At 65.9% G+C, this 19,870-nt stretch carries 15 protein-coding genes; 5 read left to right on the forward strand and 10 right to left on the reverse strand.

Features of this window, described 5'->3' with window-relative positions; translation table 11 throughout:
• Positions 1-40 precede the first annotated feature (40 nt).
• A complete protein-coding gene (locus tag AC4BCK_RS20705) occupies positions 41-1,066 on the reverse strand; it encodes a phosphotransferase (protein ID WP_174178476.1) in 1,026 nt (341 codons plus the stop codon).
• On the reverse strand, positions 1,063-2,874 hold the full coding sequence (locus AC4BCK_RS20710; RefSeq protein ID WP_490566427.1) for a hypothetical protein: 1,812 nt from the start codon (positions 2,872-2,874) through the stop codon (positions 1,063-1,065). The genes AC4BCK_RS20705 and AC4BCK_RS20710 overlap by 4 nt, the downstream gene beginning before the upstream one ends.
• A 624-nt stretch (positions 2,875-3,498) precedes the next feature.
• On the opposite strand from AC4BCK_RS20710, the gene AC4BCK_RS20715 reads away from it, so the two are divergent.
• The 5 genes from AC4BCK_RS20715 (at position 3,499) to AC4BCK_RS20735 (ending at position 10,991) form a co-directional block, all read left to right on the forward strand.
• Complete coding sequence (locus tag AC4BCK_RS20715) at positions 3,499-6,189, forward strand: LuxR family transcriptional regulator (RefSeq protein ID WP_174178480.1); 2,691 nt, start codon at positions 3,499-3,501, stop codon at positions 6,187-6,189.
• A gap of 152 nt (positions 6,190-6,341) precedes the next feature.
• The gene (locus AC4BCK_RS20720) at positions 6,342-7,940 is read left to right on the forward strand and encodes a sugar transferase (protein WP_251421544.1); all 1,599 of its coding nucleotides are present in this window, start codon (positions 6,342-6,344) and stop codon (positions 7,938-7,940) included.
• A gap of 27 nt (positions 7,941-7,967) precedes the next feature.
• On the forward strand, positions 7,968-9,113 hold the full coding sequence (locus tag AC4BCK_RS20725) for a Gfo/Idh/MocA family protein (RefSeq protein ID WP_251421547.1): 1,146 nt from the start codon (positions 7,968-7,970) through the stop codon (positions 9,111-9,113).
• An 85-nt stretch (positions 9,114-9,198) separates the two neighbouring features.
• The gene (locus AC4BCK_RS20730; RefSeq protein WP_174178606.1) at positions 9,199-10,329 is read left to right on the forward strand and encodes a DegT/DnrJ/EryC1/StrS family aminotransferase; all 1,131 of its coding nucleotides are present in this window, start codon (positions 9,199-9,201) and stop codon (positions 10,327-10,329) included.
• On the forward strand, positions 10,326-10,991 hold the full coding sequence (locus AC4BCK_RS20735; RefSeq protein WP_174178484.1) for a NeuD/PglB/VioB family sugar acetyltransferase: 666 nt from the start codon (positions 10,326-10,328) through the stop codon (positions 10,989-10,991). Before AC4BCK_RS20730 ends, AC4BCK_RS20735 begins: the two co-directional genes overlap by 4 nt.
• On the opposite strand, the gene AC4BCK_RS20740 is transcribed toward AC4BCK_RS20735, so the two are convergent.
• The 8 genes from AC4BCK_RS20740 to AC4BCK_RS20775 all read right to left on the reverse strand — a co-directional run bounded on the left by AC4BCK_RS20740 (position 10,988) and on the right by AC4BCK_RS20775 (position 19,864).
• Positions 10,988-12,289: a M18 family aminopeptidase gene (locus AC4BCK_RS20740; protein ID WP_490566428.1), complete on the reverse strand. Its 1,302-nt coding sequence runs from the start codon at positions 12,287-12,289 to the stop codon at positions 10,988-10,990. The two genes, AC4BCK_RS20735 and AC4BCK_RS20740, sit on opposite strands and share 4 nt — an antisense overlap.
• Positions 12,290-12,323: 34 nt before the next feature.
• Complete coding sequence (locus tag AC4BCK_RS20745; RefSeq protein WP_490566429.1) at positions 12,324-13,016, reverse strand: response regulator; 693 nt, start codon at positions 13,014-13,016, stop codon at positions 12,324-12,326.
• Positions 13,013-14,365 carry a sensor histidine kinase gene (locus AC4BCK_RS20750; protein WP_174178490.1) on the reverse strand — a complete coding sequence of 451 codons (1,353 nt, stop codon included), beginning with the start codon at positions 14,363-14,365 and terminating at the stop codon, positions 13,013-13,015. Before AC4BCK_RS20750 ends, AC4BCK_RS20745 begins: the two co-directional genes overlap by 4 nt.
• Before the next feature lie 27 nt (positions 14,366-14,392).
• Positions 14,393-15,241, reverse strand: a complete 849-nt coding sequence (locus AC4BCK_RS20755; protein ID WP_174178492.1) for an ABC transporter permease — start codon at positions 15,239-15,241, stop codon at positions 14,393-14,395.
• A complete protein-coding gene (locus tag AC4BCK_RS20760; RefSeq protein ID WP_251421553.1) occupies positions 15,238-16,185 on the reverse strand; it encodes an ABC transporter ATP-binding protein in 948 nt (315 codons plus the stop codon). The genes AC4BCK_RS20755 and AC4BCK_RS20760 overlap by 4 nt, the downstream gene beginning before the upstream one ends.
• 150 nt (positions 16,186-16,335) lie before the next feature.
• Positions 16,336-17,835 (reverse strand): bifunctional phosphatase PAP2/diacylglycerol kinase family protein, encoded by a 1,500-nt coding sequence (locus AC4BCK_RS20765; RefSeq protein WP_251421557.1) that lies wholly within the window; start codon positions 17,833-17,835, stop codon positions 16,336-16,338.
• A gap of 65 nt (positions 17,836-17,900) precedes the next feature.
• Positions 17,901-19,094 (reverse strand): MFS transporter, encoded by a 1,194-nt coding sequence (locus AC4BCK_RS20770; RefSeq protein WP_251421560.1) that lies wholly within the window; start codon positions 19,092-19,094, stop codon positions 17,901-17,903.
• The gene (locus AC4BCK_RS20775; protein ID WP_363937532.1) at positions 19,091-19,864 is read right to left on the reverse strand and encodes a DeoR/GlpR family DNA-binding transcription regulator; all 774 of its coding nucleotides are present in this window, start codon (positions 19,862-19,864) and stop codon (positions 19,091-19,093) included. Before AC4BCK_RS20775 ends, AC4BCK_RS20770 begins: the two co-directional genes overlap by 4 nt.
• Between the last annotated feature and the right edge of the window lie 6 nt (positions 19,865-19,870).

Here is a 19,870-nt window from a genome sequence, read left to right on the forward strand (position 1 = left end):
CATACTGTCGAGCGTGCAGCCAATCAGCGGCTGATCGTACCTAGGCAGGAACCGCTGCCCAGTCGGTGACCGCATGGCGCCAGAGCCAGAAGTCGCGGTCAGCTGTCACTGCGGCCTGGACATGGCCGGTATCCCCTTCATGTACGGCCTGGCCTGCCAGGCGGTAAGTCATGGTGGCTGCTGAACGAGCCCATGTTGCGATGACCAGGTAGGGAAGCAGTTCCGGTTCCACACTTCGCAGCCGCAGGTGTTGCGCCAGGGGTTTCAAGGCCCATCCACCGGGACTGAAGGCATTCTCGAAGGCCCGGAGCTGGAGCCGGCGGGAGGACAACGCATCTTCCTGGGACTGGCCGATGTACTGCAGGTAGAAAATCAGGTCATGGGCGGGCAGGCCATCAAGGCGCGAGCGTTCCCAGTCCACCACCTGGAGCCGGCCGTTGGGCTGCAGGAAGAGATTCTGGTAGCTGAGGTCTCCGTGTTCCACAACTGCCGGAAGCTGCTCCGCGCGCATTGGCGCCAGCACCTCGTGGGTGCGCTCGATCAGCCGGGCCACTTCCGTGTCAGCCGGCAGCAAGGATGCGAGTTCGTCCAAGGGGCCGGCGATGGTCCGCTGGTACCAGTCGGCGTTTTCCCGTACCGGCCTGGTGCAGGGCAGCGCAGCGACGAAGTTCAGGCCTGCGTCCAAGGCTCGGGGAAAGTCCTGCACAACGAGGTGGGGCTCCAGCAGGCTGCCCACCACGGCAGTCTCAATGAGCACCGTCTGCCCCCCGACGTCCAGTACTCCCACAACCTCCGGCGCACCCTCTTCGGAGCCGACTCCCAACGACTTGAGCTGGAGCAGGACATCGGCTTCCTTGCGCACGCTTTCGTTGTCTCCGGGCTGGCGGGGGATCTTGACCACGAGCCGGGGAACCTGGGCGTCTGTGGAAAAAATGAGGGCCACCACGTGCCGCGACGTGACAAACTGCGGCGTCAGCAGAAGTGTGTCCCATTGGCCGGTGAGTCCGAACTTCCTAAGCTCGAGCGTCCGGTAGTTATCGCGGAGGATCTGGTCAATGTATTTCACGGCAACTCCTGCCGCCCGGGCTCCGGCGCCCGTCGGCCCACCACGGTTCCTTCTGCGGCGGCCACGTTGAACAGGCCCAGGTTCAACGCAAGCCTCCCGATCGCAGCCTTGGCTTTTCCAAAGCGTACGCCCGAATAATGCGCGAGGGTATCCTGGACCGCGGTCCTCGATGCCGTGGGGACAAAGCGTGCCGGCCGTTCGAGTGTCGGCACATGCCAGTAGACCGCCACGTCATCGAAGCCTGACCTCTCCAGCGCCCGCTTCCAGCCTGCGAGGGTGTGCGGGCCCGGACGGGTACCCAATGAGCGCCTGACCTGCAGGCAGATCCAGCCGCCCGGCCGGAGTGACGCGGCAGCGCTGGCAAACAGGGGCGCGTCCGGTTCGGAGAGCAGGGCGACGTCGAAGTCGTTCGCCGGGGCGGGCGCGGGAGATGCCTGGATACGGCGGGCGGACGGGTCCAGCAGGCTGATCGCCGCCACCGCGTCGTTGCTCAGCCCGCCCCCATAGCCGAGCTTCTCCGGTTGGCTTACGGGAAGCAGGAAGCGCCAATCAAGCAGCGTCCACAGATGCAGGGGTAGCGATTCCGTGCCGGCGTGCCCGTCCACTCCTTTGGGCGCCGCGACCTTCCACAAGAGCCCGCTGGCCTTTGCGCGGACCTGGGACTCTGACTGGCTGGCGTCCAGGACGTGCGCTGAGGGAATTTCCTCGGCCAGCTCCAGATAGGCCTTTCGCCATTCCTCCAGTTTCTGGGGAGTATGTTCACCCTTCCTGGCAAACATGACCTCGCCGGGGACGTCAAGGACCAGGACGAGGTCAGGGTGTGGCTGGAACCGGAGGGCCAGCGCGTCCGTCAACGCAGCCAGGCGGCTGTCCGCCTTCGAGCCGGGGAGCAGGACATCGAAGGCGAGGCGGTCCATCAGCACCACCCTGCCCCGGAGGGAGTAGTACCGGGCGGCAAGTCCGGCGCGCAAGATGCGGAATACCTTCCTGACCAGGAACCCGCCGCGGATCTTTTGGAGCCACCTGTCCACGGGACTGCTGGACCACAGTCCCATGTAGACGTAGGCAGAAGGCAGGGGACAGCTGGAACGGAGGCCGTGGAGCAGGGTGGTCTTGCCTGCCCCGTCGGGGGCCAGCACTCCTGCCACGGGCCCGCGGCCCTTGAGCCTGGGGCCCACCCGCCGCAGCGCCCTGTTGCCAGAGCTCGTAAGCCACGGCGGAACCCTGGTGCCGGTCCATCGGCTTTTCAGGCCAGCCGCGGCGGCAGGGACGTCCTCGAAATTTTCGGACCGCAGCAGGTTGAGCAGCTTTCCCGCTGTTCCGGTCCCGAATTTCCGGTCCAGGAACAGGGCGATGGGGTTTTCGACAGTCGCCACGGCAGCTGCGGACCGGGCCGCCGGGGCTTTGGCGGGAGTAATTTCACCCTTGTCGAGCACCAAATGCAGGATGTGGAGCCAGGCCTGGTCCTGGATTTCCGGCAGCCACAACGGCCCCAGGGCCACGCGCCGCCGAAGGCAGCCAGCGGCCAGGGCGGTCCCGAGCTCCTGGAACTTCCCAAAACGAATGTCCGAGACCACGTCCAGTTTGATCCAGAGATCCTCTTCGGCGAGGTAGCGGAAGTAGAAGCGGTGGCTCCCGTGGCCCAGCGCTGCCACGCGCCGGAACCCTGCACTGGCAAGATGGCGGTCCAGGCCGGGCACCAGCTCAGCGGAAACAAGCAGGTCAACATCGCCCGCCGGCCGCACCAGGTCGTCCTCGCCCCTCAGCAGAGCCCATGGCAGCCCGGAGTTGTCGAGTTCCCGGAACACCGTAATCAGCGCCGAATTAACCTTTAGAATGACGCCTGCATTATTGCCGTGTGGATATTTGCTGGCAAATTCCGACTCAGAATAGGAAACCGGAAGTTGGGGGGAATTCGACAATTCGCTCACCACTTCTTGATAGTTTGGAATCTAGGTGCCCCGCCCCCTGCACGCCGGCAGGGCACCGCTGATCCGATGGCAGTCCCGAGAGCCTACCCCCTACCTAATGGGGTGGCACGAGTAGTGGGTACTCACATTTTTGGGCCCGTGCCCCCTGAACTACGTAGGTAAAGGGCATGTTGCTGCCGCCTGCAGCGGGAATAGGTAGCAGGCCCGCTGTCGTCGACATTAGGTAGGGGAGGTAGTGGACTGCGGGCCATTAGGTAGGTAGGGCATCCGCTCCCCTCTTGAGGAAAAGGAGGGGTGATCTTGAGCAAATACTAAGTGAACGATATATGGCGCTTTGCACAAATTCAGGGCTATATTCGCTTAACGGCTGGGAACCGTGCTGGAGGTGCAAACCGACAGCCTGCCTACCAATGGTTATATCCATAACCGGATGGCGGCATGCAGTATCCGAACAACTACTAACGAAAGAATGTGGTCTCCTTCTTCGAGGATTGGGGACCCATGTCATTGTTAGGGCGAAACAAGGAGTTGGACAGGCTTCTTTCGGTGATCCGCGGCCCCAAGGACACGGCCCTGGCGGTGATCGGCGGCCACGGGGTTGGAAAGTCGGCCTTGCTTTCGGAGATCCCCACGCTTTCGGACTACAAGACCGTCTTCCTCGGAGCAAGCGCGTTCGAATCCGACTGGCCTTTGTCCGGTGTCACGGCCCTCCTCAACGCCATGGATGATCCCGTACTCAACAGAATCGCTGATGAGCTCCTGCGCGATACTGCCGGATCCCTGGACGTGCCGGCCATTTCCTCAATGCTCCTCAACGGCCTGCACCAGCGTGCATCCTCCCGGACCGTCATCGTCATCGACGACGCAGACCAGCTGGATCCCGGCAGCCAGGCTGTTATTGGCTTCCTGGCCCGCCGCTTGTCCGGCACGGACATTGCCATGTTCGTCTGCCTGCGCGACGAAGCACCTGACAGCCCTTTCAGCGGGCTGGCCGTGCTGCACCTCCAGGCGCTGAGCTACAGCGATACCGTGAGGATGCTTGAAGCAATCCCCGCACGGCACACCACGACGGCGGCCGCCCACGCGGTTGCCGCAGCAACCCGCGGAAACCCCCTTGCCGCCGTCGAACTTTATGCCCGGTTGCTGGAACGGCATGCGGAGGGAAAGTTCGCCCTCCCGGTTCCCCTGCCCGGCAACGGCAGTTTCGAGGCTGAATTCGCCCTGGTGGTGGGCGGACTGACCGCGCCCGCACGGAACGTACTGGATCTCCTGTCCCTCTCGTGCCGAAGCGACATCACCACGCTGGAAAAGATCAGCAAGGACGTGTGGACCGGCGTGGACGAACTGCTGGCCTGCGGAATCGTGCACCGCACCGGCCCGCACCTTGCAATCCGGGACCAGCTGCTTCGCGGGTACGTCTTTGGCGCCATGACGCCGGCGGTCCGCACGGCCAACCACCGGGCATTGGCGGACGCGTGCCAGGACACTGACCCGTACGCCCGCAGGTGGCATCTGAGCTTCACGGCGCTGGAACGGCAGACCCCGTTCGGTTTGCTCCGCCACGCCGTCGACCTGATCCGGGGCGGGGAGCTGTCCTTCGCCGTGGAGTATGTTGAGCGCGCCCTGACCATCAACCCCTGGGAGGCGGAAACGGCGGCACGCCTGGCGGCGATCGCTGAACTCCTCTTCAACCGGGGTGAGTTCGTTTACGCCCGGCGCTACCTGGAGTGGGCACAGCGGGTGACCCGGAATCCGGCCCTGATCCTGCGGCTTACAGGGCTCTCCTTCGAAATCGACTTCATCCAGGGGGGAGCAGTCCGGTCCAGCATGGTGCTGCGCCTGGTGAAGGAATTCGGCCAGCACGATCCTGCCTTTGCCGCCAATCTCCTCGCCGTCGCCGCTGTGTACTACGCGGAACGCTGGGAATTCCAGGACGCGTGCGAGCTTCTCCAGTACGCCGGAAATTTCCAGGAAGCCGCATCAGCCGAATGCCTTGAACTCACGGAACGTGCCAGGCTGCTGACCGAGTCCACCGGCGGCGACGGAGTCCAGCCCGGACGCAAGTACACCCTTGAGGGCTGCTCCGTGGCAGGCCTGCTGATCCAGGGCCGCGCCTTCAGCTACGCGGAGCGCTATGACCAGGCGCAGGAGCTCTTTGCCATGGTGCGGACCTCTACACGGGACGCCCACGTGAACTGGCGGGAAACGGCCTTGTTCCTGGCTGTGGACAACGAGATCAGGGCAGGAAACGTCCGGACGGCGAGCAAGCTGATGGACGACCTTGAACTTTTTGAACCTGAGTTCAAGTACCACCGCGGCCTCCGGCACGTTTTCCGGGTCTGGCGCGCCCACGCACTGGGGGATGAGACCCTCGCCCAAAGTTACGCGGCTGAGGCGCAACGGTTCGCCGGCGCCGAAAGCCACCCGGCCATCACCGCCCAGCTTGCCGCGTGGCAGGGCCACTTCGCACTGCTTCGGGGTGACCTGGCGGAATCCCTCGCCCAGCTCTCACGCGCGGCCGAGATTGGCACGGGCTTCACCAATCCCACTTTGCTCCGGTGCGATGCGGACCTCGTGGAGGTACTGGTCCGGCTGGGACGCCACCGGGAAGCCACCCAGGCACTCCTCAGCCTGGAGAGCCGTTCCGTCGGGTTGCGCTCACCGTGGCTGATGATGGCGGTTGCCCGGAGCCGGGCCATCCTTGCGGACGGCGAGCAGTCGTTGCAGCTGTTCGGCCAGGCCCTGGACAGCAGGAACTCGCGGGATTCGCTGCTTGAACGGGCACGGACCATGCTGTGTTATGCAGAACGGCTGAAGGCGCTCGGCCGCTTGCGGGATGCCCGCGACGGCCTTCTGCGGGCCAAGGTCATGTTCGACGAGGTTGGCGCCAACGCGTGGATCCAGCACGTGGATGCGCTCCTGCTGGACGAACGGGTGGAAGCACCAGGCCCCCAGGGAAACCCGGCCATGCTGCTGCTCGCCGACCACGAACGCGTGCTGGCAAGAATGGTCGCCCGGGGCATGCGCAACAAGGAGATCGCCTCCACCCTCTTCGTTTCCGTGAGGACCGTCGAGGTGAGGCTGACCGCCATCTACCGCAAACTCGGGGTTGAGTCACGCGCCCAGCTGACGGCCCTGGCTGCCAGCAAGGAAAAGGCAGCTCCGGAGCCGTACATCCTGCCGGTCCTCTAGTGCCGGCTGCAGCTGCTGCAGCTACCCGCATTATCCACAATATTCCTTCGCGGGACCCACAAAGGGCCCGCGCAAACCCTCCGCACGTGGCTTTCCGTGACTAATTTTGCTTCACGGCAAGAGCACAAGCGGACAAACCGGAAGGGGTCACCATGGCAGAAGCACCCGTCACCGGACAGCGGCGTCCCACGTTTTACGGGTCCAAACGCTCAGCGCTCACCGGCAGCCTGGCAGGCGAGCGGCCTGCCCTGGCGGGCGACGGTCCTGCCCAGGGAGTATCCCCCGGCTACCGCCCGGCAGTCAGCCTCGTCCCCCGGGAGCTGGGCCGTAAGGCGTCCTCCGCGGACTGGATCTCAGTCCACATCAACCTGTTGCGTGTCACGGACTCGCTGCTGATCGCCGGGGCAGTCGCTCTCGGCTACCACCTTGCCAGTCCCGGGCTTTTGAGCAGGACATCAACGGCGGCCGGAATCGCGGCCAGCGTTGCGCTGGCACTGATCTGGATTGCTGCACTGGAGATTTACAGGACACGCGATCCCAAAGTCCTGGGCGTGGGTGCAGACGAGTACAAACGGGTCATATCTGCCACCTTCCGGCTCTTTGGATTAATTGCCATCGCGTCCGTCGTTTTCTCTATCCAGAGCGGTGCCACCATGTTCGCCGTTGCCCTGCCGGTGGGCACCGTGTCCCTGACGGCGAACCGCTGGCTTTTCCGGCGCCGGCTGGCGACTGAGAAAGCCAAGGGACGGCACCTGTCACGGGCCATCGTTGTCGGCGAACCCGAGGACGTCCGCTACGTGGTCCAGCAGATCGAGAAGAAGTCCGGCCCCGTCTACAAGATCCTCGGTGTGTGCCTTCCCGGTTCGCGCCGGGGGGCCAGGCTGCGCGTGGGCGAGCAGCTGGTGCCCGTCCTTTCTTCCACGGATGACATTTCCCGGACGGCACGCCTCGCGCAGGCCGATGCCGTGATTGTTGCCGGGCCCCTCCCGGGCGGAAACAAGTTCATCCGGGAACTGGGGTGGAGGCTGGAGGAGTGCTCTGCCGAGATGGTGCTGGCAGCGACCCTCACGAACGTCGCGGGGCCCCGTATCCACTGGCGCCCCGTGGAGGGGCTTCCACTGATGCACGTGGACATTCCCCAGTATTCCGGCGGCAAGCACGTCCTCAAGCGGGTCATGGACGTTGTCCTTGCCGGTGCCGCCATCACCGCACTTTCGCCGCTGTTGTTGCTGCTTGCCGTCATCGTCCGGCTGGACAGCCCGGGCCCCGTCCTGTTCCGCCAGGACCGCATCGGCAAGGGCGGCCAGACCTTCGGCATGTACAAGTTCCGGTCCATGGTGGTGGATGCCGAGGAGCGCCAGGCCGTGCTGCACGAGACCAACGAAGGCGCCGGGGTCCTGTTCAAGATGCGCAATGACCCCCGCGTGACGCGGTGCGGTCGGTGGATGCGCAAGTACTCCCTGGACGAACTCCCGCAGCTTTGGAACGTCGTCCTCGGCGACATGAGCATGGTAGGCCCGCGCCCTCCCCTTGCACGCGAAGTCAGCGGATACGAGCAGCACACCCACCGGCGCCTCCTCATCAAGCCCGGCCTCACCGGTCTCTGGCAGATCAACGGGCGCTCGGACCTGTCCTGGGACGAGGCAGTGCGCCTGGACCTCTACTACGTCGAGAACTGGTCAATCCCGGGTGACCTGCTGATCTTGTGGCGGACTTTCCGTGCCGTCATCCAGCCTTCCGGCGCCTACTGACGGCGCCTACTGACAAAGAGGATGAGAATGGAAGCTTTCGCTAAGGACTTCAGCCACGGCAGGGACCGCGTGAACGCAGACAGGCTGCGTATCGCGGTGGTGGGCGCAGGTTCCCGGGGAGCGGGCATGGCCGAAACCCTCCAGGCCAGCCCGGACTGGGACCTGGCAGCCATCTGCGACGTGGACTCCCGCCGGGCCGGCACAGTCTCCGAAAAGCTTGGCGGCGCGCCCTGGTTTGAAGCCATCGATGAACTGCTGGACAGTGTGGAAGTGGATGCGGTGGCAATCGCCACCCCCCTCCGCGCCCTGTTCGGTACCGGAATGACCGCGCTGCGGGCAGGCAAGCACGTCCTGGTGGAACAGCCCTTGGCGGACAGCCTGGAGCGCGGGCAGGAGATGGCTGCCGAGGCGGACGCCAGGGGCGTTGTGCTGATGGCAAACAAGGCCCAGTGTTTCGAACCCGCCGTGCAAAAGATGCAGAAGCTGGTGGGCAGTGGATCCCTGGGCGATATCCTCTTCGTCGAAGCAGTGCGGACCGAAAGCAACCTGGCCCGGACTGACCGGGACGTCTTCTGGGACCTGGCCCCGGACAGCCTTGCCCTCCTTGACTATGTGTTCGCCGGGCGGCTCAACCCGCAGGGAGTTTCGGCACTTGGGGGTGATCCGCTGGGAACCGGCCGCGACTGTGTTGGACACGTGATTTTCCGGCTTCCAAACGACGCCACGGTGCACCTGCACGTCAACAACCTGAGCCGCGTGAAAAGCCATCAGCTGGTCATTGCAGGTTCCCAGCTTGTCCTGGTGTGGGATGCCACCCTTCCGCAGGAGCAACTGGCCATCTTCGACTCCGATTCATCCACGCAGCAGCGGCGCCGCTCCCCGTATTGGACGGAGCCGGGCGCACTTCAGGTGCCGGGCGAAGATGGACAGGTGCCCGCCTTCGGGCAGGAGGCGCGGGACCGCGTGGCTGCCGAGTTTGCGCGTCGGGTCCGCGGCCACCAGAGGGCCCCCTCCACCAATACGTCCGGCCTGCGGGTTCTCGGCATGCTGGAGGCGGTTAGCCGCAGCAGGGGCCTCGAAGGTCAGGCGTCGAGTATCCACGTGCCAGGGCCTGAAGATTACCAGCAGCAGGCTGCCGGCTCCTGGCTTGAAAGTGTCCTGTGGTCAAGGTGACACGAGCTGCCGTTCTTCATTCCGCTCCTCCTAGGAAAGATGGTGCCTCGTGGCCACCGAATCAGCTGTTGCACGCATCGAAGTAATGAAGCCCTGGCTGGGGCAGGAGGAAGCCCATGCACTTGCGGAGGTGGTCTTCTCCGGATGCGTCACGCAGGGCCCGAAAGTCAAGGAGTTCGAGGTCGACTTCGCAGCCGCACAGGGTGCCCGGTTCGCAGTAGCCACGTCGAGTTGCACCACCGCCCTGCATCTGGCCCTCGTGGTGGCGGGAATCGGACCAGGGGACGACGTCGTTGTGCCGTCACTGTCCTATATAGCCACGGCCAACGCCGTGACCTACGTCGGCGCACGCCCCGTCTTCTGCGATGTGGATCCTGCCACCGGCAACGTGACCGCGGAGACCATCCATGCCGCGCTGACCCTGGATACCCGGGCGGTGATCGTGGTGGACCAGGGCGGAGTGCCCGTGGACGTGGACCCCATCCGCGAGCTCTGCGACCGCCACGAAATCACGGTCATCGAAGACGCTGCCTGCGCGGTGGGCTCGCAGTACAAAGGAAAGCCAGTGGGAGCCGGCGCCCACATCACCGTCTGGTCCTTCCATCCCAACCACATCCTCACCACCGGGGAAGGTGGCATGCTCACCACCCGGCGGGCGGACTGGGCGGCCCGCGCCCGGGCCCTGCGCGAACATTCAAGCAGCCTGGCGGCCCTCAACCGGGAAGAACTGTTCCTGTCGCCCCGCGAGATCTGCCTCGAAGTCGGTTTCGACTACCGCATGACCGACCTTCAGGCCGCCGTCGGAATCATCCAATTGCGGCGGCTTCCGGAAATGGTGGAACGGCGCCGGAAGATCGCAGGCACGTACGTCGACGCCCTCAAAAGCCTCAAAGGCCTCAGGATCGTGTCCGATCCTCCATACGGCACCACGAACTATCAATCCCTGTGGCTGGAAGTCCTCCCTGGATTCCCCATGACCCGCGAGGCCCTGCTGGAAAGGCTGGCCGACGCCGGCATCACCGCACGGCGCGGGGCGTACGCCGCACACCGCCAGCCGGCATACCGCTGGCGCGACAACGGCAACGCCAGGCTGCAGTCCACGGAGCGGCTGAGCGACCGCACCCTGGTCCTCCCTGTGTTCCACGAGATCGACTCATCAAGCATCAACCGCGTCATCAACGCCATCCGGAACGCAGCGCACCCGGTGGGCACGTGAGTGAGCTGATCCTCATTTCAGTGAGCGGCCTTGCCCGCGAAGTGCTGGCGATGGTGCGCAGCAGTGGCCAGTACGACGTCGTTGGCCTGTTGGACGATGACAAGGAGATGGCCGGTGTCACCGTGGACGGGGCGCCTGTCCTGGGGAGCATCGATGATGCCGCCAACTACACCCATGCGTTCCTGCTGGTGTGCCTGGCATCCGGGAAGGCACGGGAAGCCGTGGTGGACCGCCTCACGTCCCTGGGAATCCATGAATCGCGGTATGCAACTGCGGTGGATCCCTCAGTCCAGTACCCCGAAGGCTGCCGGATTGGGCGGGGAAGCATCCTGTTGCGCAATGTCACCCTGACAGCCGCCGTCACCCTGGGCTCACACGTGGTGGCAATGCCCTCGGTAACCTTCACCCACGACGACGACGTGGCGGACTTTGCGACGTTCGGCGCGGGCGTGTCATTGGGCGGCGGAGTCCGGGTAGGGAAGGCTGCTTACCTCGGCATGAATTCCAGCGTCCGCGACAGGACGTCGGTGGGCGACTATGCCACGGTGGGCATGGGCGCAGCCGTGCTCAGTAACGTTCCGGCCGGAGAAACGTGGGTTGGAGTCCCCGCCCACGAAATCGACCAGCACCTGTTCACTTTCGGGAAGGAACCGTCCCGCTAGACCGCTGTCCGGAAGAACTGCGCGGTCACCGCGGCCAGGCGCCAGGGATCCTTTACGCCGCACAGCTCCCGCGCGGAATGCATGGACAGCAGGGGAACGCCCACGTCCACCGTCCGGATTCCCAGGCGGGTGGCGGTCAACGGACCGATGGTGGAACCGCACGGAATCGCGTTGTTGGACACGAACTCCTGGTAGGGCACACCGGCCTCGGCGCACAGCCGGGCCCACAGCGCTGCACCGGAGGCGTCGGTGGCGTAGCGCTGGTTTGCATTGATTTTCAGGAGCGGTCCGCCGTTCAGGACCGGATGGTTGGCGGGGTCGTGCCGTTCCGCGTAGTTGGGGTGCACAGCGTGGCCGGCGTCCGCGGACACACAGAAGGACGCCGCCAGTGCCTGCCGCCGCTGGCTCACCGTGGCGCCCAGGCCGTCGGAGATCCGCACCAGGACATCCTCAAGGATGGGCCCGCAGGCGCCCGAGCGGGAGTTGGAGCCGATCTCCTCATGGTCGAACGCCGCAAGGACGGCGATCGGGCTGCCGGTACCGGGCGCAGACGCGTGCGCGATCAGGGCCGCCAGCCCCGCATGGGTTGAGGAGAGGTTGTCCAGGCGCCCGGAGGCGAAGAACTCACTGTTGCCCCCGAAAACCGATGGTGCCTGCGTGTCCGCCATGACGACGTCGTACCCGCCAATGTGGGCGGGGTCCACGGAAGCGCCGGAAACGTGGGAAGCCAGCACGGCCAGCAGGTCGGCATCCGCGGGATTGCCGAGCCCCCACACCGGATTCATGTGCCGCTGCTTGTCCAGGGTGAGGCCGTCGTTGACAGTACGGTCCAGGTGGATAGCCAACTGCGGGAACCGGAGCATCGGCCCGGTGGCGGTCAGGTGCTCGGTGCCGTCCAGCATGACCAGGCGGCCGGCCAGCTGCAGTTCCCGGTCAAGCCAGGAGTTCAACAGCGGTCCGCCGTACACCTCCACGCCAGCCTGCAGCCAGCCGTGGGCACCCGTGGTCGGCTTTGGCTTGAGCTTGAAGGTGGGCGAATCCGTATGTGCGCCCAGGATGTTGAAGCCGGTGGCGGGCCCTGCCCCTTCGGGAACAACCCAGGCGATCAGCGCGCCGTCCCGGATGATGAAGTACTGTCCGGGCCCGCCCTCCCAAGGCTGCAGTTCGTCCAGGCGCACAAAGCCCGTCTCCTCCAGACGCCGCCCCGCTTCGTGCACGGCGTGGAAGCTCGACGGCGACGCGCTGACATAGGCGCCAAGGTCCTGGATATGGTCTGCGGCGGAGGCAAGGGAAGGCATGGTCTCGAGTCTAGACGGCGTTGCGCCGCGGGTCTCAGTAGTCCGGGTTGCTCGGCACCACGAGGCCGGTTTCGTAGGCGTAAACCACGGCCTGGACCCGGTCGCGCAGGTGGAGCTTGGTGAGGATGCGGCGGACGTGGGTTTTCACCGTCGCTTCCGAGAGGTAGTACCGGTGGGCGATTTCGGCGTTGGACAGCCCCTCTGCCATCGCCTCCAGCATCTCCGTTTCCCGCGGGGTCAGGTCCGCCAGCACGGGGTCCGGTGCAGGAGCGGCGGGCGCCGGGCGGGCGGCACCCCGGACGTATGTTTCCAGCAGCCGCTGCGTGACGCGGGGCGCCACCACGGCGTCCCCGCTGGCCACCACCCTGACGGCACTGACCAACTCCGACGGCGCCACGTCCTTGAGGAGGAAGGCCGAGGCTCCCGCCTGGAGGCCGGCAAAGGCATACTCGTCCACGTCGAAAGTGGTCAGGATGATGATCCGGGCGCACGAACCGGAGGCGGTGATGGCGCGCGTGGCCTCGATGCCGTCCAGCACGGGCATGCGGACGTCCATCAGCACCACGTCCGGGCGCAGCTCCCGGGCCTGCCGTACGGCGTCGGCCCCGTCAGAGGCTTCCCCAACAATCCTCAGATCCTCTTCGCCCTCCAGGATCAGGCGGAATCCCATCCGCAGCAGCGGCTGGTCATCAGCCAGCAGGACGTTGATGGGGGTGTTTCCGGTCATGGGTTGCCTTGCAGTTCGTAGGGGCGGATGGAGCCTGCGGAATCGTCTCCGGGCCAGGACAGTACGGCGTGGACGCGCCAGCCCCGGCCGCTGGGCCCCGCTTCCACGGAGCCGGAATAGATCCTGGAGCGTTCAGCCATCCCGGCCAGCCCCTGTCCGGATCCATGGGAACCGGCAGCACCGGACGGGGAAGTACCTCCATCCTGGGCGGGGTGCCCGGTGGCTCCGGCGCCGTCGTCGAGCACGTCAATGGTCACCGTGGAGCCCGAGCGGACAATGGTGACGTCCACCCGGGTCAGGGCGCGGCCGTAGCGGAGCACGTTGGTGAGCGATTCCTGCACGATCCGGTACACCGTGAGCTGGAACGCAGCATCGCCGGGCAGGGCAGGCCCGGTGTGGGAGTAGTGCAGCGGCAGGCCGGCGGTGCGGAAGCCTTCGAGCAGGCTGGCCAGGCTGTCGCCGGCGGTCAGCGGCAGCCGGGGCGCGGCGGTGCCGGTGTCATCACGCAGGACACCCAGGACCCGGCGCATGTCAGCGAGGGCGGTGCGTCCCGTCCGGGACAGTTCGCCGAGCACCTCCCCGGCGCGCTCCGGGTTTTTCTGGACGACGACGGCGGCACCGTCGGACAGGCTGATCATCACCGTCAGCGAGTGGGCCACCACGTCGTGCATCTCGCGTGCAATCCGGTTCCGCTCGTTGACGGAGGCAAGGCTGGCGGTCCGGGCGGCCCAGGCGGCGACCTCCTGCTCGTGCTCACGGCGTTGCCGGACGCTGATGCCGAGGCCGGTGGCCAGGATGTTGGACAGGGCAATGGTGGCGCCGGTGGCGATGCTGGTCAGGAGGTGGAAGTCGCCCGGGTTGACGCCCGGATCGTGGACGAAGGAGTTTTCCATGGGTCCCACGGCCGCCAGCAGATAAAGGAGTGCCAGCGGGGCCGTGGCCGCGGCCATGGTGATGAGCGCGAAGCGGCGGGTGTGGGCAACCGCTACGGCATAGAGCGAGAACCACAGTCCCGCGGAGACGTTGGAGCCCCAGGGGTGGAGCAGGGTGACCGCTACCTCCACCACGGCGACGAAGGCCGCCAGGCCCACAGGATAGAAGCGCCGCAGGAAGAGGGATCCGGCCACCAGCACCAGCAGGGCGGCTGCAAGCCAGTTGCCGGATGTGGCCGCGTCCGCCACGGTGGGTGCCACCAGGAGGCTGTAGCTGGCGGCCACGACGGCGTCCATCACCAGGGGGTGCCGCTGGAGGTACCTGCGGAACCGCCCTGTGCGCCTCGCCGTGAGCTCGGCGAAGGACGCGTCGGCCTGCCCGGCCGGCGCGTCCTTCGTAAATGCCGTGTGGTTCATATATCGGGGCTGCCCGTTCCGCGGGTTCTAGACGTCGCGCTTCTTCAAGATGATCATGGCAGCAGCCACCGGAACAGCCACCCAAACGCCAAGCCAGGTCCAGGCCTGCCAGACCTCGAGGGCGCCTTCCGCCGGTGCGGCCGTCACGATCCGCTCAAAGAGGCTGTCCGGCAGGTACTTGCGGGCTTCTGCGAAGAACTCGCCGGGGATGAGCTGGAAGGCGATGGGGACCACGAAGAACAGCCCCACCAGGGACATGATGCCACCCGCTGAATTCCGAAGGAGGGTTCCCAGGGACATTCCGATTGCCGCGACAGCTGCCACGTACACGCCGCTGACCAGCAGGAGGCGCCGGGAATGGTCCGAACCAAGGTCGATATCAAACCCGTAGTGGTCCAGGATGGGGCTGGCAGCCGCGTACGCGAGCAGGGACGACGCCACAGTCACCACGAAGGCGCACGCCGTCACCACCAGCAGCTTCGCGACGAAGGCCGGGGTGCGTTTTGGGACCGCCGAGAAGGTGGACCTTGCCATGCCGGTGGTGAATTCCGAGCTCATGAGCAGAACCGCCAGGGATCCGATGATGAGCTGCGCGAACGCGATGCCGGACGTGGGGATTCCCGCCGTAAGGTCAGCGCCCTGGGCCGCGAAGGCCGCACCTGCCTGGGGGTCGTTCCGGGACGCCTCGGAAAACTGTCCGATGCCCCACGCGTTCAGGGCGGCAAAGCCCACCATCACCAGCACGGTCGATCCCACCAGGACCAGGGTGGAGAGGAGCGTCCGGAACTTGATGAACTCCGAGTTGAGGACACGCAGGAAACTGGGACCGGGGCCCGTGCCCTGCGGCCGGCTGGATTGAAGTGCTGCCGTGCTCATTGCTGTCCTCCGGTCTGGGTGGGCGCCGCAGCTCCCGTGGTGATGAGGGAGTGGTACTCCACCTCGTCCTTGGTCAGTTCCATGTAGGCCTCTTCGAGGCTTGCCTGCAGGGGAGTGAGCTCGTAGACCATGATCCGGTTGTCCAGTGCTGTCCGGGCGATGTCCCTGGGGGGCAGGCCCGTGACCTGGAGGAGTTCGTGGTCCTGGACCTCAACGGAAACGCCGTCGTCCGCGAGCAGGCGCATGAGCTGCTCCGGCTGGTCAGTCCGGACGCGGGCGCGGGACTGGCCCTTGCCCGTGATGATTTCGCCGATAGGGGCATCGGCAATGATACGGCCCCGGCCAATGACAATCAGGTGGTCGGCGGTCATGGCCATCTCGCTCATCAGGTGGCTGGACAGGAACACTGTCCGTCCTTCCGATGCCAGGTACTTCACCAGGTTCCGCACCCAGACCACGCCCTCCGGGTCCAGGCCGTTGACTGGCTCGTCAAGAATGATGGTCTGGGGATCTCCCAGCAGTGCGGCGGCAATGCCGAGCCGTTGCCCCATTCCCAGGGAGAACCCTTTTACCTTCTTTTTGGCCACCTCCCCCAGGCCGGTCATCTCGATGACCTCCTGGACCCGTTTCCTTGGAATACTGTGGGTCGCGGCCATGGCCAGGAGATGGTTGTAGGCGGTGCGGCCGGTGTGGACGGCCTTGGCGTCAAGGAGCGAGCCCACCTCGCGCAGCGGTGCGGCATGCTGCGCAAACGGCACCCCGTTCACGGTGACGGAACCCGACGTCGGCCGGTCCAGTCCCATGATCATCCTCATGGTGGTGGACTTTCCTGCGCCGTTGGGTCCCAGGAAACCGGTAACGCGGCCTGCCTGGACGGTGAAGCTGACGCCGTCCACGGCGGTTTTATCGCCGTAGACCTTGGTCAGCCCTGTTGCCTCAATCATGGAATGTTCCTTCGAACGGCAGCTTGTGGACTGCGGGATGCGTTGCGGAAGTCTGGTACACACCACGCTACCCACGGCCGGGAGGTATTTCGCCGGTCTCAGGGATGATTCAGGGACGGGTCAGGGTAGTCCCCGTGGATGACCGGGTGATCACCGTTGCTGTGGCGAGTAGTAGGCAAAGGCCCGGCGGCGCACCGTGTACTCCACGCTGCGCACACCGGCCAGCGCCTCACCGTCAACCGCCAGAGCCATCGGCGACCCGCCGGCGTCGATGCGCACCCGTGTGGCCTCTGAGAGATGGGTGATGCGCGAGGTTGCCACCGTACCCGTCAGCACCGACCACAGCAGACGCAGCCGGGCGAACGACTCGTCGGCCGTGATCATGCGGACGTCGAGGACGCCGTCGTCCATCACGGGCCGGAACAGGGGTGCGTGGTCACGCGGGTAGTACCGGCCCCGTCCCACATAGGCGATCCACACCTTGTGCCGCCTGCCATCGATAGTGAGGGTGCTGGGGGTTCCGGCCGCGAAGGTACGGAACATCGCCACCACCCCGGCCAGCGGTTTTCCCAGCGCAGGCTGCAGCTGTTCCCGGCGGCGAACGAAGTTCGGGTACAGGCCAACGCTTGAGGTGTTCAGCATGGTCAGCTGCGCCCTTTCCGGACTGCCGGCCAAGCCGCGCTCCACCGTGACGATTCCTACGTCTGCCAGCGCCGCGTCTCCTTTGGACGCGGCGGCTACAGCCTCCTTGAGGCTCCCGGTTCCGGCGTCCCTGGCAAAGTGGTTCAGGGTACCGCCGGGGAGGACCAGCAGGGGGAGGGAATGCTCGACGGCGGCAGCTGCCGCGGCGCCGACGGTTCCGTCGCCGCCCCACACCCCGAGGGCACGGGTGCCGGGATGTTCGGCTGCATGCCGGATCTCGCGGAGAAGGTCCTGGTCCGGATGGACGGAATTAATATGCGCGTCAGGGAATACTCCCTGCAGGGCGGTGGCCGTCTCCTCCGTGAAGGATCCCCCGAGGGTGTTAACCACGATGCTGAGCCCCCGGCCGCCAGGTAGCTCCGGCGCCGTGGTCCATGTCCTCGCCACGTCGGGAAAGGGCGGCCGCACCGGCCACCACGTGCGCGTCAGGAGGGCAGCGCAGGCGCCCAGGGCGGAACCAAAGAAGACATCCGAAGGCCAGTGGGCTCCGGTGTGGACGCGTGAATAGGCTACGCCTGCCGCCACCGGAGCCAGTGCGGCCCCGATGACGGGCTGGACAAGTCCTGCACCCACGGCAAAGGCGACCGCCGACGCAGAGTGGCCGGATGGCATGGAGGAACTTGTCGGCTGGGGGTGGACGAACCGGAACACCGGAAGATGCTCCGGCAGCGGCCGTGCCCGGGGAAGCAGGGTTTTGAAGACAACGTTCGTGACGGCGGAAGCCACTGCCTGGGCGATGAGGCCGTGCAGTGCCGCACGCCGAGGCCGTCCCGGAAAGGCGGCCATTGCTGCAGCAGCGGCGATCCACAGTTTTCCGTGGTTGGCGGAGGCCGAAAGGCGCCGAAAGAACGCATCATGGTTTCCTCCCGGAAGATCCGAGACATGCCGCACCAGGTATCTGTCCAGGCGGCTGATCCAACGATGGCTTCCGCGCCATGTGCTCTGCATTCCATCACCCTACCGGTCGGTGAATGGAGGTCCTCCAGCCGCGCGGAAAATCCGGTCTGCCGTCTTTATCCGGCCCTCAGGGGTTTCGCCGCCCCAGCCAGCAGCAGGGCCAGGAGGATCGGCGCGAGGATGGCCAGCAGCGCCAGGTGTATGCCGGTCAGGTCGCCGAGGTACCCCAGGAGGGGAGGTCCGGCGAGGAAGGAGATATACCCCAGCGTGGATACGACGGACACCCTGGCAGCGGCATGCCTGGGGTCGTCCGCAGCCGCAGACATGCCCATGGGGAAGGCGAGTGCTGCTCCAACGCCCCACAGCGCAGCCCCAACGGCAGCCAGCCACACGTTTCCGGCGAGCACAAAGAGGCACAGCCCGGCCGCCGCGGCTGCCATGCTCGCCCGGAGGACCGCAACCCGACCGTACTTGTCGATGACGCGGCCGCCCAGGAACCGCATCGCCGTCATGGCCAGCACGAAGAGGGCGAACATCAGCGCGCCGGTGGATTCAGAGGTGCCCAGCCCGTCTACGGATGCTTTGGCGATCCAGTCATTGCCCGCACCCTCCGTCAGGGTGGCCCCGAGGACCACGACGCCTATGAGCAGGGTGCGGCTGTCACGCCAGGCTGACGGTCCTTTGGCTGCCTTTGCTTCTCCGTCCGGTGTGGCGGTGGAGATATGCGGGAGGAAGTAGCGCGGGGCAGTCAGCATCACCACAACAACCACACCGGCGATGACCAGCAGGTGCAGGGGCAGGCCGACGCCAAGGTTGGAGAGCCCGGCACCGATCAGTGCGCCGACGAAGGCACCGCCGCTGAACGCTGCATGGAACTGCGGCATGATGGTGCGCCGCAGCTTATGCTCCACGTCGGCACCCTCAATGTTCTGGGCTACATCCCAGAGTCCGATGGCGATACCGAAGAAGAAGAGGGCAACGGCCGTCCCTGGAATCGAGGCGACAGAGAGCGAAGCGGCGATTCCGACGCCAGCGAGGGCCGCAAGGACGCCTCCGAAGCGTGCCGTGTTCGCGGTCCCGATCCTGCCCACCACCAGTCCGGCGGTAGGGAGCGCCAGGAGCGAACCCACGGCGGTGCACAGCAGGAGGGTGCCCATCTGCCCGGAGGTGATTTCCAGTGTCTCGGTGACGGCGGGGATCCTCGCGGCCCAGCTGGCAAAGACGAGGCCGTTGATGCCAAAAACCACAAAGGTGGCTGTGGCGGCTGCGTTCAGTCCTGCCTGCTGCCCGGTACCGGTGTTGATGCTCATACAGTCACTACTTCCAGGGAGTATTCGTCGAGTTGTGCGCGTTCATCGGCGCTGAAATTTTTGTCCGTCACCAGGATGTCCACCCGTTCCAGTCCGGCGACCAATGCCCGGGCCTGTGCATCCCATTTGGCGGCGGAGGCAGCCACCACCACCCGTGCGGCGGATTCCACACCGGCGCGCTTCACCGCGGCGTCCTCGATGTCATGGGCCAGGAGGCCGGCCTTGAGGTCCACGGCGCAGGGCGTCACAACAGCGGTGTCGAAGCGCAGGGAGCGGATGTTGGATTCGGCCAGCGGGCCGCGGAAGCTCAGCTCTCCGGGTACAAGGCTGCCGCCGGGCAGCAGCAGGGCGGGGCGGGTACCTGCGGTGGATTCGCCGCCCGCGAGGACGTTCAGCGCCCTCAGTGACATCGGCATGAGGGTCAGTTCCTTCGCTTGCACAGCGCGGGCCACCTCCGTGGCAGTGCTGCCGCTGTCCAGCCACACGTGCTCGCGGTCCCCCAGCAACCCTGCGACGGCAGCCGCAATGCGCCTCTTTCCGTCCTGGTCCTCCAGCTCGCGCTGGCCGTAGCCTGGATTTTCGCCGCGGCCGATGAGGCTCCGTGCCCCGCCGTGAATCCTGCGGAGGACGCCATTAGCTGCCAAGGCCTCGAGGTCCCGCCGGATGGTTGCCCCCGACGCGTCGCAGGCCACCATCAGCTCCTCCACTGTCACCTCATGGCGCTGGCGGAGCAGCGCGGCAATGGTGCGGTGCCGCTCATCAGTCTTCATGATCAA

This window comes from Pseudarthrobacter sp. As-47, assembly GCF_058215595.1.